A 13,954-nucleotide genomic window follows, 5' to 3' on the forward strand; every position below is an offset into this window, starting at 1 on the left:
TAGTGTGTTTAGCTGGGGATTGGCACCACTTAGGGTGATGCGTCTATCAGCATATCCTTCACGAGTGTGGTTGATGACTTCTAGGGATTGGGAGACGAGGGCGGAGTCTTTTTCTAGCGTTTTTTGTGTGTTTTTGACATTGTCATTGATCATTATGCCTATTTTACCTAGCTCATCTTGAGACTTTACCTTTATGGGCTCTATGTGAATCTTTTCGTGATTTATGTATCTAAAGAGATTTTCTAGTGCTTTTACGATAGTTGGGAGGCGGGAAGAGACGGTTTTGTTTATAAAGAAGAAGACGGCTACTAAGATGGCGATTAAGACTATCACAGAAACCGACACAAAGGTGTAAAGTAAGGCATTGAGATCGTTTAAAACAGAGGATTTTGGAGCTGATATGAGCATCATCCACGATGAGTCGGTGCCCTCTACCTTAAAGGCTTGTATGGCCGAGTAAGCTTTCTGCCCGCTGCTTGAGATATACTCATAAAGTCCTGTTTGGTTTTTATTTACCGCGTCTATGACATTAGCACTCTCTTTTTTATCGAGCAAATCTTGCAGTCTTTTGAGCACCCTATCATTTACTGAATGCAGCGCGGTTGTGCCGTCTTTGTAGAGCAAGCCTCTTAGCTCGCCATCGAAGTTGTAAGTGCTAGGATCTAGGATATCCTTTCTCAAAGTATCAAAATCAAGCAAAGCACCCAGCACACCTACCAATTTACCATCTTTGCCATACACGGGAGAAACCAAGGTAAGCCCCACAAAAGTATGCCCGCCAAAGCTTCTTTCTCTAGGAGAGCCCACCAGAATCGCACCACTTTTGTTTCCGTTTTTAGCCTCTCTTATAGCGGTTTTGACTGAGTTAAAATTCACGATACTATCGTTTGCCTGCACTTCCTTAGCGCTGCCATTTGCGACATCATCAAACAAAAGTATGATGGTGTTTCCACTCTCAGTCTGAAACAAAGGATTTGCCTTAAGATGCTGGGGCGCGTCTATGACATAAAAAAACGAGTAAGCCGTCAGCTTAGAAGAGGTGGCGAGGGCCTCTACGACATTTTGAACTCTTCGCAGGGTAACATCTTCGATAGCATTTGCGCTAAAGATATTGTCTAAAGTGTCTGCTGTGTTTTTCACAACAGAAGAGATTTCTCTAAAAACGCCATTTGTGTAGTTGGCGTAGCTTTCAGCTTGATGCATAATGATGGTTTCTGCTTTTTTCACCATGCTTTTGCTCATAGACGAGCTCAAAACATAAGTCAAAACTGCCAAACCCACAAAGACTACAAGTCCTACATAAGCCATTACCTTAGTTCCTATACTTAAACGAGACAACATGTTTTCCTTCCTTTATTTGAGTTTTTGTGAGCCTTGGGGTGGGAGCACCTCCCCTGTATCTTATTCATTTGCCCTTTGCAAAGTAATCGCATTCCATAAATATTGCGGTTAGACAATGTAGATGACGCGCGAGACTGGTGCCAAAATCGTATTTATAGCGCAAAAAAAAAAAAAAACGCATAAAATGGAGCAAAATATCAAGCAAAAAGTAAAGAGAATGTAAAAAGGTAAAAGTTTGCTAGCAAAAATCTTAGATTCTTGGCATTGGCTTGCTTTAAGTCCAAATATAGCTTCACGCTTGTGGCTTTTCTTATTTGTTTGCCCATTTCCTTGAGGCTAGATTGCGGGAGTTTGGGGCCTGCTATCTTGGTGCCGATGTCTAGCTCCATTTTTAGCTTGTTTAGGGGCGACTCTATGGCTTTGCTTAAGCCCTCGCTGGTGCTTTTGGTAATCCTGTCTATGGCTTTGGTTAAATCACTTAACTCGGGGAGTATGCGTAGGCTTAACTCTGATTCCATCACTAAATCCTTAAAATCGTGCTATTAAAGTCCATAACACCAAGAGAGAGTGAGAAAATCATCAAAATCGATAGGTTTGTTTTCACAACCTTTGCCAATATCGAGGCGTTGGAATATGAGCTAAGCTTGGGGATAAAAAAGATTGAGGCGATTAACACAAACTATTATCTAAAAATCGGTGGGAATGAGGAGAGGATAGCCTTTGAGGCTAAAATCTATCTGGAGTATTTGGAACATTTTAGTGGCTTGGTAGAAAAGATAAAGGCTAGAGAGCCCTTATCCCTCTCCACGCTAGAATCTACTAAGATTCGCAAGATTCTTATCGATAGCTTTAGTGCTAAGACAAAGGATTGGCTACTAGATTCTAGCAGGAATGCCACCTACTATACGAAGGAGTTCAGCATAGGTGGTGTGGTGCTAGAGTAGCTAACCACGCCACTTGTAAGCTCTTGCAAGGGTTTTTGTGTCGCACTCATTATCAATCCTTTCTATGTTTTCTACAGAAGCTTTGCTTTGTAATTTGTAGTGCAATGTATGCTAATAGCACAACCTCTAATACTTCTAAAACTTCGCTCATTTTGTCTCCTTTTTTCTAAAGAAACTGCGTTTTCTAAAGAAGCTACGCTTTGTGTGCAAGCCGAATTTCCTTTATCACTCCTTGAGCAAAGCTGTTGCGAGCGCGAGCGAAGCAAAAAGCCCAATGCCACAAACACAGAATCTAAGCATTAATCTAGCTTTACGCCTAAATCTGCTACAATATCCACACTCTCACTCAAAGGAAACCTATGGAAACACAAAAAAAAGGTGGATCGCAAAAAAGAGGCAAGGCAGGGCTCTATCTCACGCTTGGAGCGGTGATTTTGCTCATCATACTCGGCGCGATTTATTATATTTTGCTCGGTTCTCAGGACGCAGTGCTTGAGCAAAAGGGTATGGAGTTTTCGCGCCAAAGCTCTCAAGAGGACGCTAAGGACGCGCAGATACGACGCTTAGAATCCCAAGCCAAGGCGTTGCAAAGCGAGATAGATAGCATATCCCTAACGCTAGGCTATGTGATAAAGCCCCAAGAACTGCTTGTGAGCGAGTGTGGCATTATGCCTGTGGGTAAGTGGAGTTTGAATAAAAAATGCCAGCAAGCCCTCGATGAGGGGCTAAAGCACACGCTAGAGGATAAAAAAGTCGTGGCGATTGAAGTGAGTGGGATTGTGGATACGCGCCCCTATGGCGGCAATAGCCCCGAGCTCAAGCAAGAGGGCTTAGCGAGTTTTCGCGCTAGAGAGGCGATCCTGTATGTGCGTCAGAGTGCGCCACACATCGCGGTGTTTGAGGGGCTCTCGCAGCAGCTGCCAAACAAACGCGGATTTGTCGTCAAAGCGTATTATGTGGTAAAAAACTAATTGTATGCCAGAGCTACTCAAAGTCGCTAAAGTCGGCGTTATCCTGCGCCCATCAAGCCCGGATTTGAAGGCAGTTTTTGAATCCATTAGCGGGGTTTTTGGCGCGTATGGTATGGAGATGAAGCTAGATTCTATCAGTGCGGCGATGATAGGGCTTAGGGGCGTGGAGTTTGCCACGCTCGTGGAGTGGAGCGATATTTTGCTCTCCATCGGGGGCGATGGCACGCTTATAGCGATGGTGCGGCGCTGCTATGGCAAAAACATCGCGTGTATGGGGATAAACACGGGCAGGCTTGGCTTTTTGACCGCGGTTATGCCAAACGAGCTAGAATCGTTCCTCCCACATCTTGCCAACGCTACCTATGATTTGCAAGCCCATATGATGCTTGAGTGCCATATCCTGCGCGATGAGAAGCCTTATTGCCACCTCTTCGCGCTCAATGAGTTTCTCATCTCCAAGCAAACGCTCTCGGGGCTCATTGACATCGAGGCAAAGATAAATGGCTGGAGCTTTAATACCTATTTTTGCGACTCGCTCATCGTGGGCACGCCCACGGGCTCCACAGCTTATAACATCTCGGTTGGCGGCTCGGTGGTGTATCCGCATTGCAAAAATATCCTGCTCACGCCCGTGGCTGCGCACTCCCTCACGCAACGCCCGCTGATTGTCGATAGCGGCGTGAAGCTAGAGTTTGGCGTGCGCGAGAGGGCGCTGCTCATCATCGATGGGCAAGAGAGCATCGACATCCTCCCCCAAGATAGAATCCTAATCCAACAATCCCCCCAAGACGCGCATCTCATCTATCCCAAAGAGCGCAATTACTTTGAGATTCTGCGGGAGAAATTCAAATGGGGCGAGCTATGATAAAACGGATTTTAATCAACAATTCCCCAGCCTTCAAACTCCTAGAGCTCGAGCTTTTTGGGGGCTTTAATGTCTTTAGCGGAAGTAGCGGAAGCGGAAAGTCGGTGTTTATGGAATCTTTGCTCGCGATTTTTGGGATTAAAGATTCTAATGCGGATTTAATCGAGGCAAATATCACGCTAGATTCTGTGCAAATCCCCCCCGAGATAGCACCCTTGCTAGAAGAGGGCGATGATGAGATCGTGCTCAGTATCCTGCGCAAGGACAAGGTGCGCTACTTCCTCAACCACCAATCCAGCTCCAAAAAACGCCTAAGCGAGCTTGTATCGGGCTTTGGCAAGCATATTAGTGCTAGGGGCGATGAGGATTTAAAGCCTGCCAATCTTTTGCGCATACTCGATAGCTTCATCGCGCTCACAAACCCCAGCCACGCGCAGATTCTCACAGAGTGCAAGGAGAAATTTGCCACCCTGCAGGAGACAATGCGCGCGCTAGATGAGATCCTCGCCAAAGAATCCCAAATAGCCACGCTAAGAGAAATCGCGGAATTTGAGAGCAAAAAAATAGAATCCATCGCGCCAAAAGAGGGCGAGTATGAGGAGCTCCTAGAGCTCAAAAAAACGCTCTCGCGCCAAGAAAAAATCGCCCAAGAGATAGCCAATGTGCGTGAGGCGATAGAGAATCTAGGCTGCGTGGATAGCTTTTTGGGGCTTGTAGATGAGCAATGCCCGATGTTTTTTGAAGGACTTAGCGAGCTAGAAGCCCTGCTAGAATCTAAAGAGCAGCAGCTCCACTCGCTTGAGGATATCAACCCCGAGTCCTTGCTCAATCGTATCAGCGATCTCTCCGAGCTATTGCGCAAATACGGCAGTGTAGAATCTGCCCTAGCTCATCTCGCCTCACAAAAGCAAAAACTCGCGCAGTATGAGAATATGGCATTTGACAAGCAGGAGCTAGAAAAGTCAAAGACGCGCTTACAAAGCGAGCTGCAATCGCTTGCACAAGCATTGCACAACAATCGCTTAGAATCTAAGGCAGCCTTTGAAAGTGAGCTTGGCGCGATTATGCAGGAGCTGCGACTAAAGGAGCTAGCTATCATCATCGAGACTAAGCCGCTAGATAGCAGCGGGATTAGCGCGTGTAACCTCACGCTTGGCAGCAGTGCGGTAGCCACGCTAAGTGCGGGAGAATACAATCGCGCGCGGCTTGGGCTTATGTGCCTTGATGTCTCCATTAGCCCGCGTGCTGGGCTTTTGGTGCTCGATGAGATCGATGCGAATTTGAGCGGGGAGGAGAGCGAGGGCGTGGCAAAAATCCTCAAAAAACTCTCCGCCTCCTATCAGATTTTTGCCATCTCCCATCAGCCGCATATGCCCACCCTAGCCGATCGCCACTATTTGGTGCAAAAGGAGGGCGAGTTTAGCAGTGTGAGGCTGCTAGATACGCAGGGGCGCATTGAGGAAATCGCGCGTATGATTAGCGGCGCGCAGGTGAGCAAGGAAGCCTTAGAGTTTGCCAAAGGGGTGCTTGCCAAAAATGGTATTAGGGTATGAATCTTGGGCTATTAAAGGGCATAAGCGCGTATTTTGCACGCTTTAGCAAGGTGTATTGGTGCAGGCGTGTCGATGACAATCTGCTTGCGCTAAACCTTGAGGGCAAGGTGTTTTATCTCGATCTTACACGCTCACAAGGTATGATATTTTGCGCTAGCGAGGCGATTTTGGGCACTAAGAGCTATCACGCACCCTTTGATGTGAAGCTTACGCTCTGCCACAATGCGCGACTACTAGATAGCCGTGTCGATGGGGACAATCGTATCTTGCAGCTATACTTTATGCCCCAAAATGCGTATAAAAAGCAGGAGTTTAGTCTCGAGCTAGAATTTACCGGCAAGCATACTAACGCGATTTTGCTAGATAGCAGGCGCGTGGTGATAGAGGCTCTGCGCCATATTAGCGAATCCAGACGCCCCGTGCGCGTGGGCAAAGTCCTAGAGCCGCTCCCCCAGCCCACAAGCCCAAAGCCTAGCGAAATCGTGGCGGTTGGCGAGGGGCTTTTGGAGGGGTTGTATGAGGAGCGCACGCAGCGGCTTTTGCACACTGCCAAAGCCCAGCAGATAAAGGCGATAGAATCTAGGGAGGCGAGCCTAGTGCGGCTTTTGCGCGAGCTCCCATCGCTAGACTTGCTGCAGGAGCGTTCAAAAACCTATAGCCTCTATGCACACACGCTCACGGCGCATTTACACGAGCTTGAGAGAGAGGATTTGCGCGGGGAGTGCGTGGAGCTAAGGGATTGCGCGCAGCTAGATTCTAAAAAAAGCGTGCAAATCCCTATCCTAGAGCACACACAGAGCTTTTCCCAGCTCGCCCAGCAGTATTTTGCCCTAAGCAAAAAATCTGCTAAAAAGGCGCAAAATCTGCATTTGCAGATTCAAAACCTTGAAGACTCCCTGCGCTTTTTGCAAGCCCAAAAGGCATTGATCGCCCAAGCCAAAACCCTCGCAGATACCAAAATCTTTAGCCCCCAAAAATCGCACAAAAGATTCAAAAAGCAGCAAAATTTTGAGGTGTTTTTCATCGATGGAATGAAAATTGGTGTGGGTAAGAATGCCTCGCAAAATCTCGAGCTGCTCAAAAGCGCGAGCGGCGAGGATATGTGGCTGCATATTTGCGATATTCCTAGCTCGCATATGATCATCTTTTGTGGCAAGGCGAGGCTGCGCGATGAAGTCCTAGGCAAGGCGGGGGAGATACTCGTGGGGCTATGCGGGGTTAAAGCGGGGAATTTTCGCGTCGATTATACAAGGCGTAAGTTTGTCAAAATCACTCAGGGCGCAAATGTCGTGTATGGCAAATACCAAAGCCTAGAATACAGAAAATAGGAGGTGTGCGATGGCAGTGAGCTTAGTAGGAAACATCACTTATATCAACCAAAACTCCCAAGCGAGCGCGGTGCAGCACGCCGCCGCACAGGCGCGCCCCGATACGCTGCTAGAGGCTAACAAGGGCGAGTTTGAGCGCAAGCTCCAAGAAATCGCCCAAACCAACCCCACCCAAGCTTCCCCCAAAGTGGATAAAGATGGCTCAAACAACACGCGGCAAAGCTTTGAGCAAGATTCTAAAAAGCGCGATGCAGGGCAGCAGGACGCGCAAGGTGGGCAGGAATCAAAGCAGGAATATAAAGAATATTATGATGGCTTGCTTAATATCAGCGTGTAGAGATTTATTATCTTAATGCAAGTTTTGCTAGGGCAAAACTTGTTATCGCTCGCGGAGAGTGAATCTCCGCTCGCTCCGCTTACGCGAGCATACACGCAACTTTTAAGCGAGATTCTGTGGATTTCTAGTGTAATCGCGTCAGGAACGCGGTGTGGCAATGGCACAGATTCTATAAACCCACCTTAGATTCTATAATTTATGCAAGGTTTGCTATCCCCCATTAGCGTTTGGGCGTGTAGGCTAGGGTGAGCGTGATGGTGCGCTTAGATTCTGGCTTGGGGAATTTTTTGTGCGCTCTGTGCAGGGTTTGGAGCGCAAACTCATCAAACCTCGCATATCCGCTTGGGCGCACGATCACTGCTTCTTGCAAGCTCCCATCCTCTAAGATCACAAACCGCAGCGCCACCTCGCTAGAAACCCTCATACGGGCAAATCCTAAGGCACACTCGCGCGCCAAAATGCGCTTAATAGTGAGCGCGTATAAATCCTCATCGGGCGTATCGCTCTGGGCTAGCGGCGAGGTGGGGGCGGGATTAGGCGATGTGTGTGCTTGCTGTGCTTGCGCCTCTTTTGGCTCTTTGTTTTCTCGCGCCTCTTTAGATTCTCGCACTGCCTTAGAATCCCGCGCCTCTTTGGGCGTTTTGGGCGATTTAGACTTTGTGGGCTTTGGCGTGGGCTTGGCTTTTTGTGGTGCGTGCTCGGGCTTTGGCGCGCTCTGTGTGGTGTGTGGGTGCTCTTGTGCAGTGAGCACTCGCTGTGTATCATCACTAGAGCTAAGCGCAGAGAGGGGCAAAGTGAGGATATGGGGCTTGCTAGATTCACGCGGTGTGAGTGTCTCATCGCCCAAAAAAAGCATAAGACAAAAGACAAGGGCATAGAGCACGAGCGCTATGCCAAATGCCACCACATTTAAGGAGTGCTTGGAGTGCGTGTCTGACAAAAATACCTCCCACCATTTGGCAAATCCACGCGCACGCTCTCGATGCCATAAAGCGCGTCGATACGCCCCTGTTGCAGTGCCTCATCGCGTAGTCCATAATAGAGGCTTTTGCCACCCTGTAGCGTAAGGATTTTGCTAGCGATGAAACACTGCTCGGGGTGGTGTGAAGTGAGGATGATGGTCTTGTCCAAAGACGCGATGATGTCTAAGAGCCTAAAAGAATACGAGATATCAAGCGCGCTCACAGGCTCATCAAGGAGCAAAATTTGCGCGTCTTGGCACAGAGCGCGCGCGATGAGCCCTAGCTGCTTTTGCCCGCCCGAGAGGAGGCTAAAGTCTGTGTGTGCCAAATGCGCTAGATTTAACGCCTCAAGATTCTCTAGCGCGCTTAGTCTATCCTGCCTCGTGTAGCCAAAGCCCTACCTTTTGTGGAATCTCCCCATCATCACGACTTCTAAGAGACTAAAGGGCAGGTGCATCGGGCTCATCTGTGGCACATAGGCTAGGAGCTTTAGCACGCTCACGCCCGCGCCAAAAAACGCCGAGCTAATCACGCCCCCAAGTATGAGCATAAGCACGCTTTGGTAGTGATCAAAGGCATATGAGAGCCCTAACGCCACGCACATAGCCAAAAGCCCGCACACAAAGCACACAAGCTCAAGCCCGATGAGGTTTAGCCCCAAAATCATACCAAGCGCCGCGCCAAAACTCGCTCCATTGAGCACGCCCAAAATCCCGGGAGAGACGAGGGGATTGCCAATCACGCCTTGATAGAGTGCCCCACTTAGGGCTAGGCTAGCGCCGATACACACCGCCCCGAGCACGCGCGGCAGCCGCACCTCGCTAATCACAAAGCTCTCACTACTCAAATCCGGCGCGCTCAAAACCTCAAGCACGCGCACAAAGGGGATATGGATATTGCCCAGACTTAGCGCGAGTATCACAAATCCCACAAGCAGCAGGCTCGTAGCGGCGATATATAGGAGGGCTTTGGGATTTGTCATTTGGGTATGTAGGCTATGCCTATCTCTCGCTCTTGTGGGTAGCGTATGATACCCTCGCACGCCCGCGCGCTCACATACTCCTTGATGAGATTCATATTAGGCTCTCCCTCGTGGATTGTGATATGAAAGATCACATCATCAATCACCTTTCCTATAGGGCTTTCATACATAAAATCACTCCTTTTGTAGCAAAACTTTGGCACTTCTGTGCCAAGCTCGCTTAGCCATTCTAGGACATTTGGAAGCCCCGTGGGGAGAGCAAGGGTTAGATTGTGCAGTGCTAGGATTTCTTGCAAAAACTCCGACTTGCGCACCCTGCCCCAGCCCACATAGCACAGCCCCTCCTCACACACTCTCAAGGCTTTTACAAAGCCACTTTTGGTATTTAGTGCGGAGTCATAGAGGCAAAGGCTATATCAAAGGTTTTGGGAGGGATAAAGTCCTGCCAATCCCCCTGCAAGGTTTTCACATTGCCAAGCCCCAGACGCGCGGCGTCCTCAAGGAGCGCGCTAAGCATCACATCAGAAGTGTCAAAGCCCACGATCTCGCGCACTTGTGGGGCTAGCTGCAGGGCAAAGCGTCCATTGCCACAGCCTATATCAATGAGGCTCTTACCCTCAAAGCACGCGCCACTAGCGCGCAAAAACTCCAAAATCTCCAAAGTATCGGGCGCGTCTTTGACAAAGCGCGGGAATTGCTTGGCTTTGAGATTCCATATTTTGTTTGAATCTTGCATTAGCGCAGTCCTTGTAGTCGCTTAAAACTCGGCACATCAAGCGGGCGTAGGAATTTCTCAAAAAAGCTAAAGACAATCGCCTGTGCTTCCTCTTGGGAGAGGAGCGTGGGCTGGACTTTGGCAAACGCCCAAGGTATGCCAATAATCTGCATCACACTGGGGGGCTTTGTGAGCCAATTGCTCGGGCTTGAAGGCGCATAAAAGAGCTGCCTAGTCTGCACCGCTCTTAGGGCTTGCCACTGCTTTGGGGGGTTGGTTAGGAGCTTTTTATAGAGTGCTATCTCGCGCACAAAGATGATATCGGGATTGAGTGCGAGGAGTGTCTCATAATTGATACTTGTATAAGAGCTTGAGAGTTGCGCGCAGCTAAGGGCGTTTATCCCGCCAATTTGGTAGGCTAGATCGGCGTGCGCTTCATTAGCGCATTGTGTCTGCAAGCCATCTAATCCTAGTGCAAAATACACCTTGGGGCGATGCGTGATTTGCTCTTGTAGTGCGCTTAGGCGCGTCTGTGTGGTAGCGATAAATTCTTGCAAGTCGCGTGCCCTAGATTCTATAGGGAGGGTGGTGGCGATTGTTTGGATATTGTGCGCTAGGTGGGAGATATCGTGGCTTTTGAGCGTTACAACCTGTATGCCAAGCTTTTTGTAAGAATCCGCAATCTCTTGGGCAAGCGGCTCGCCAAAAAACACGACATCGGGATTTAGGGAGAGGAGCTTCTCAAATGAGAGCATTTTGCCCCCGCCAATCATTCCAAGCACGGGCAGTGTGGCGACACCATCGGGCATAAAGTCCCTATCCTCTGGGTATGGCGCGTAGTTTAGCCCAATAAGCCCTTGGGGATAGAGGAGCTCGAGCATAGCTGTGATTTGTGGATTAGTCCCAAAGACGCGCAGATCGTGGGCTAGGGCTAAGACGCTAAGGGCGCAAATGCAAGCAAAGTGGGTAAAAAGCCTTTGTAGATTCTGCACGAATACTCCTAGAATCTGTACTCCACGCCCGCTAAAATCCTGCGCCCGGGCTGGTAATACCTGCCTGTGCTAAGGCTCGCGGTGCGCACGCCTGAGTAGTAGTAGTCCCTATCTAGGAGGTTATAGGCTCCTAGGGATAGCTGGAGATTTTGCACGGGGCGGTAGTTTAACTTGAGATCGATGAGGAATATATCGTTGTTTTTGTCATAGCTCCCCCCGCTATAGAGCCACGAATGACTTTTGTAGCTTGCATTAGCGATGAAGTCTAGGGATTGTATGGGGGTAAAGATAATTTGGGCGTTAGCGATATGCTTGGGGTAGTAGAGGATTCTATTATAATGCTCTCTATCGCCCCTGCCGTTACTTTCATAATCCACATATTGATCGGTGTAGGTGTAGTTTGCCCCAAGCGTTAGTTTGTCATCAAAAAGTCCTTGGGAGAGGGCGAGCTCCACGCCGTAGCTATAGCCTTGATCGACATTTTCTAGCTTGGTGCAGCCTCTGTTATTGTTACTTGGGCTAGTGCAGCCTGTGTAACTTTCTTTAATCACAAACATATTGCTAAGGTGGTTAAAAAACGCCACTGCGCTCAAATGCGTCGCGTCGTAGTCAAAGCTATGCCCTATCTCGTAGTTTATGGCAGATTCTGGCTTTAAGTCCGGATTGGCTATGCGCTCGCCCCAGGGCGTGCCATAGCGATCTTTGAGCGAGGGGAGGTTGGACTTTTTGCCTATGTTTATGTGCGTGGTGTTGTAGGCATTCCACGCGGCAAAAATTATGCCTTGGAGGTTAAATCCCCACACATCGGTGGTGTAGCCCGTGGGCGCGCTTGCCTTGATGGCTTTTATCGTATCCACTCTGTCATAGCTCCCGCTTAGCACAAATCTAAAGGTATCGCTGAGGCGTTGGGCGTATTGGACAAACTCCGAGCTTGTGAAGTCTTGGTAGCTATCGGTGTTGGTATAGACATTTTGGAGCGTGTAGTTGGGGTTGTAGGTGTAGTTGTAGCGCAGGTTTAGCCCTATCGAGCTTTTTATTTTCATCGATGGCATAGCTTAGGGTTTCTATCACGCCTAGGGAGTGATCGGCGTAGATGGATATGCCTCTAAATCCTCTCCTAGAGCTAGAGCCAACGGGCAAATTGCCCCGCGCAGTGAGGTTGTTATAGAAATGATCCCAATAGATTTTGGTGTTTAGCCAGAGATTCTCGCTAAAAGCGGAGTTGCCAAGCAGATAGAGCGTGTATTTGTCATAATGAGGCCAATCCCAATACCGCCCACACGTCGTGGCGTCAATCAGCCCGCCCTTGCTACCCTTTTGGAAGATGAAGTTTAGCGAATACTCGTGGTTTTGGTTTGGAGTGAATCCGATTTTTGCTTTAAGCGTGTGGTTTTTGTAGTGGCTATTAAACGCCTCTTTGTTTGGCTGGAACTGCGTGGGCGTGAAAGAAGCAGAGAGATTAAAAGAATCGCGCTCGCTAAAAGCGTAGGAGACTTGGTAATAATATTTGCCCATATTGCTGCCCACAGAGGCGGCTAGCTGGTTTTGATTATTAGGGATGAAGTTGTAGCGCGCGCGGATTTCTAGCTTGTCCTTTGGCTTGGAGGTAACGAGGTTTATCGCGCCACCTAGAGTATTCATACCATAGAGCGGGCTTGTGTAGCCTTTAGACACGGAGATTTCAGAGATATCAAAGGTGCTAAACTGGCTAAAGTCCGTCTGTCTGTCGTAGATACTATACACCGGGATACCATCGACAAAGAGCCCTATGCGCATATAGTCATACCCTCGGATTTGGATTCCGGGCTCGGCGCGCGCCGCTTGGGGGCTGGATAAACACTCCGGGACTAAAGCGTAGGGCTTCATCGACACTCTTAGAGCTTGTGTTGTCGATATCTTGGCTTGTGATGGTGGCGATAGAGGCGTTGTGATCTACGGATTTTGCGTCGGTTATCTCGATTTTGCCTAGATCATAGACTTTGTTTTGTGAAAATGCGGACTTTTTCTCTGTGTTTTGGTTTTGGGCGAGTGGGCTTGGGGCGGTATCTTGCGCGAGTGCTATCCCCCACAGAGGATAAGGGACGCGCTGATGAGTGCTTTGGCAGCTGACATAGGTTCTCCTTAGTTACTATATATTTTATTAAATATTTTATGTTTCTTAAAACATAGAGTTTGCAAGCAGGCAACGCCACAGAATCTATGGAACTAGATTCTGAATCTGCTTTTGATTGCGTGCCCTCTATATTTGCTTTTGTAGATTCTGTATTTCTTTGAGTCGCATTCTCACGGATACTTCCTAATTTCTGTGTATTGCTTTGTTTTTTCGCAAAAAGGGGTGTTATCCCCTCCCCGCTCCTAAAGCCCCGAAAAAGCCGCCGCTGTTTTTGCTGCGCTTTGCTTGCAAGCCTTTGGCACGGCAATCAAGGGGAGTGCCTCGCTTATCCTTGTCTAGGCAAAACGAAGTTTCTTTAGAAAAATCAGCGGTGGCACTACTGCCACCTTTTTTCTGATTTTTCTAAAGAAGCTTACGCTTTGCCACACACGACAAGGGTGAGAGGCGGTTGGTGCTATCGCACCTACACATTGATTTGATTTTTGCTGCGCAAAAATGGCAGAATCTAAAGCTTTAGAATCTTTAGATTCTGCTCGGTATTGCGCTTACGCGCCACATTATTTAAATCGGGTAAAGCCTTGCACAAAGTTTTTTTGGGGTTGGAGATTGTGTGATTGTTTTGGATTCTATGGAGGGAGATTCTAATTCTCCAAATTTAGATTCTGGATTTGAATCTAAAGCATTGAAACTAGAATCTATGTCTCCCTAGATTTTTAATCTATTGAGTTGGATTGTAAAATGGCTTTTAATTCTGCGAGGCTAGATTCACAATCTGCGCAATGCTTACCCGCCCTGACTAACTTAAGCGCAGGATAAGCAAAAGGAGTCATTTTCCTAAGCATAAGGTGTGG

The 13,954-nt window shown here is 48.4% G+C and carries 16 protein-coding genes and 1 pseudogene; 6 read left to right on the forward strand and 11 right to left on the reverse strand.

Translation table 11 applies throughout. The annotated features are described in order from the left end of the window. Together ACH2BK_RS08950 and ACH2BK_RS08955 are read right to left on the reverse strand one after the other, a co-directional pair. Positions 1-1,308 (reverse strand): cache domain-containing protein (locus tag ACH2BK_RS08950; RefSeq protein ID WP_395003468.1); only part of this gene is annotated, 1,308 nt, incomplete at its 3' end. Positions 1,309-1,538: 230 nt separating this feature from the next. Then, a complete protein-coding gene (locus ACH2BK_RS08955; RefSeq protein WP_395003470.1) occupies positions 1,539-1,859 on the reverse strand; it encodes a hypothetical protein in 321 nt (106 codons plus the stop codon). An 18-nt stretch (positions 1,860-1,877) separates the two neighbouring features. Here ACH2BK_RS08955 and ACH2BK_RS08960 point away from each other — a divergent pair, with 18 nt between their 5' ends. The 6 genes from ACH2BK_RS08960 to ACH2BK_RS08985 all read left to right on the forward strand — a co-directional run bounded on the left by ACH2BK_RS08960 (position 1,878) and on the right by ACH2BK_RS08985 (position 7,339). Beyond that, complete coding sequence (locus tag ACH2BK_RS08960) at positions 1,878-2,285, forward strand: hypothetical protein (RefSeq protein ID WP_395003472.1); 408 nt, start codon at positions 1,878-1,880, stop codon at positions 2,283-2,285. Positions 2,286-2,644: 359 nt separating this feature from the next. After that, positions 2,645-3,256, forward strand: a complete 612-nt coding sequence (locus ACH2BK_RS08965; protein ID WP_395003474.1) for a hypothetical protein — start codon at positions 2,645-2,647, stop codon at positions 3,254-3,256. A 4-nt stretch (positions 3,257-3,260) separates the two neighbouring features. Continuing rightward, the gene (locus ACH2BK_RS08970; protein ID WP_394997402.1) at positions 3,261-4,121 is read left to right on the forward strand and encodes an NAD(+)/NADH kinase; all 861 of its coding nucleotides are present in this window, start codon (positions 3,261-3,263) and stop codon (positions 4,119-4,121) included. Continuing rightward, complete coding sequence (locus ACH2BK_RS08975; RefSeq protein WP_395003476.1) at positions 4,118-5,674, forward strand: AAA family ATPase; 1,557 nt, start codon at positions 4,118-4,120, stop codon at positions 5,672-5,674. The genes ACH2BK_RS08970 and ACH2BK_RS08975 overlap by 4 nt, the downstream gene beginning before the upstream one ends. After that, the gene (locus tag ACH2BK_RS08980; protein ID WP_395003478.1) at positions 5,671-7,002 is read left to right on the forward strand and encodes an NFACT family protein; all 1,332 of its coding nucleotides are present in this window, start codon (positions 5,671-5,673) and stop codon (positions 7,000-7,002) included. Before ACH2BK_RS08975 ends, ACH2BK_RS08980 begins: the two co-directional genes overlap by 4 nt. A gap of 10 nt (positions 7,003-7,012) precedes the next feature. Continuing rightward, a complete protein-coding gene (locus tag ACH2BK_RS08985) occupies positions 7,013-7,339 on the forward strand; it encodes a hypothetical protein (RefSeq protein WP_395003480.1) in 327 nt (108 codons plus the stop codon). Here ACH2BK_RS08985 and ACH2BK_RS08990 read toward each other — a convergent pair. The 9 genes and pseudogenes from ACH2BK_RS08990 to ACH2BK_RS09030 all read right to left on the reverse strand — a co-directional run bounded on the left by ACH2BK_RS08990 (position 7,309) and on the right by ACH2BK_RS09030 (position 12,856). After that, positions 7,309-7,503 carry a hypothetical protein gene (locus tag ACH2BK_RS08990; RefSeq protein WP_395003482.1) on the reverse strand — a complete coding sequence of 65 codons (195 nt, stop codon included), beginning with the start codon at positions 7,501-7,503 and terminating at the stop codon, positions 7,309-7,311. The genes ACH2BK_RS08985 and ACH2BK_RS08990 overlap by 31 nt on opposite strands. A 56-nt stretch (positions 7,504-7,559) precedes the next feature. Beyond that, positions 7,560-8,279, reverse strand: coding sequence for a TonB family protein (locus ACH2BK_RS08995; RefSeq protein ID WP_395003484.1), 720 nt, complete (start codon positions 8,277-8,279; stop codon positions 7,560-7,562). Then, positions 8,249-8,653: pseudogene (locus ACH2BK_RS09000) on the reverse strand (ATP-binding cassette domain-containing protein); the annotation flags it as partial. The gene ACH2BK_RS08995 and the pseudogene ACH2BK_RS09000, both read right to left, overlap by 31 nt. A 45-nt stretch (positions 8,654-8,698) precedes the next feature. After that, a complete protein-coding gene (locus tag ACH2BK_RS09005) occupies positions 8,699-9,343 on the reverse strand; it encodes an iron chelate uptake ABC transporter family permease subunit (protein WP_395003486.1) in 645 nt (214 codons plus the stop codon). Then, entirely contained in the window at positions 9,280-9,636 is a 357-nt protein-coding gene (locus tag ACH2BK_RS09010) for a hypothetical protein (RefSeq protein ID WP_395003488.1), read from the reverse strand. The genes ACH2BK_RS09005 and ACH2BK_RS09010 overlap by 64 nt, the downstream gene beginning before the upstream one ends. 32 nt (positions 9,637-9,668) lie before the next feature. Next, positions 9,669-10,019 (reverse strand): class I SAM-dependent methyltransferase, encoded by a 351-nt coding sequence (locus ACH2BK_RS09015; RefSeq protein WP_395003490.1) that lies wholly within the window; start codon positions 10,017-10,019, stop codon positions 9,669-9,671. Next, complete coding sequence (locus ACH2BK_RS09020) at positions 10,019-10,990, reverse strand: ABC transporter substrate-binding protein (protein WP_395003492.1); 972 nt, start codon at positions 10,988-10,990, stop codon at positions 10,019-10,021. The genes ACH2BK_RS09015 and ACH2BK_RS09020 overlap by 1 nt, the downstream gene beginning before the upstream one ends. An 8-nt stretch (positions 10,991-10,998) precedes the next feature. Continuing rightward, entirely contained in the window at positions 10,999-12,033 is a 1,035-nt protein-coding gene (locus tag ACH2BK_RS09025) for a TonB-dependent receptor domain-containing protein (RefSeq protein ID WP_395003494.1), read from the reverse strand. Then, positions 11,939-12,856: a TonB-dependent receptor gene (locus ACH2BK_RS09030; RefSeq protein ID WP_395003496.1), complete on the reverse strand. Its 918-nt coding sequence runs from the start codon at positions 12,854-12,856 to the stop codon at positions 11,939-11,941. The genes ACH2BK_RS09025 and ACH2BK_RS09030 overlap by 95 nt, the downstream gene beginning before the upstream one ends. Positions 12,857-13,954: the final 1,098 nt, after the last annotated feature.

The organism is uncultured Helicobacter sp. (assembly GCF_949282165.1).
Taxonomy (GTDB): Bacteria; Campylobacterota; Campylobacteria; order Campylobacterales; family Helicobacteraceae; genus Helicobacter_F.

Excerpts from the sequence above, each read along its gene's own strand:
- ACH2BK_RS08985 (WP_395003480.1), top strand. The coding sequence starts at position 7,013 with ATGGCAGTGAGCTTAGTAGGAAACATCACTTATATCAACCAAAACTCC.
- ACH2BK_RS09030 (WP_395003496.1), bottom strand. The coding sequence starts at position 12,856 with ATGAAGCCCTACGCTTTAGTCCCGGAGTGTTTATCCAGCCCCCAAGCG.
- ACH2BK_RS08975 (WP_395003476.1), top strand. The coding sequence starts at position 4,118 with ATGATAAAACGGATTTTAATCAACAATTCCCCAGCCTTCAAACTCCTA.
- ACH2BK_RS08970 (WP_394997402.1), top strand. The coding sequence starts at position 3,261 with ATGCCAGAGCTACTCAAAGTCGCTAAAGTCGGCGTTATCCTGCGCCCA.
- ACH2BK_RS08965 (WP_395003474.1), top strand. The coding sequence starts at position 2,645 with ATGGAAACACAAAAAAAAGGTGGATCGCAAAAAAGAGGCAAGGCAGGG.
- ACH2BK_RS08955 (WP_395003470.1), bottom strand. The coding sequence starts at position 1,859 with ATGGAATCAGAGTTAAGCCTACGCATACTCCCCGAGTTAAGTGATTTA.
- ACH2BK_RS09015 (WP_395003490.1), bottom strand. The coding sequence starts at position 10,019 with ATGCAAGATTCAAACAAAATATGGAATCTCAAAGCCAAGCAATTCCCG.
- ACH2BK_RS08980 (WP_395003478.1), top strand. The coding sequence starts at position 5,671 with ATGAATCTTGGGCTATTAAAGGGCATAAGCGCGTATTTTGCACGCTTT.
- ACH2BK_RS09025 (WP_395003494.1), bottom strand. The coding sequence starts at position 12,033 with ATGAAAATAAAAAGCTCGATAGGGCTAAACCTGCGCTACAACTACACC.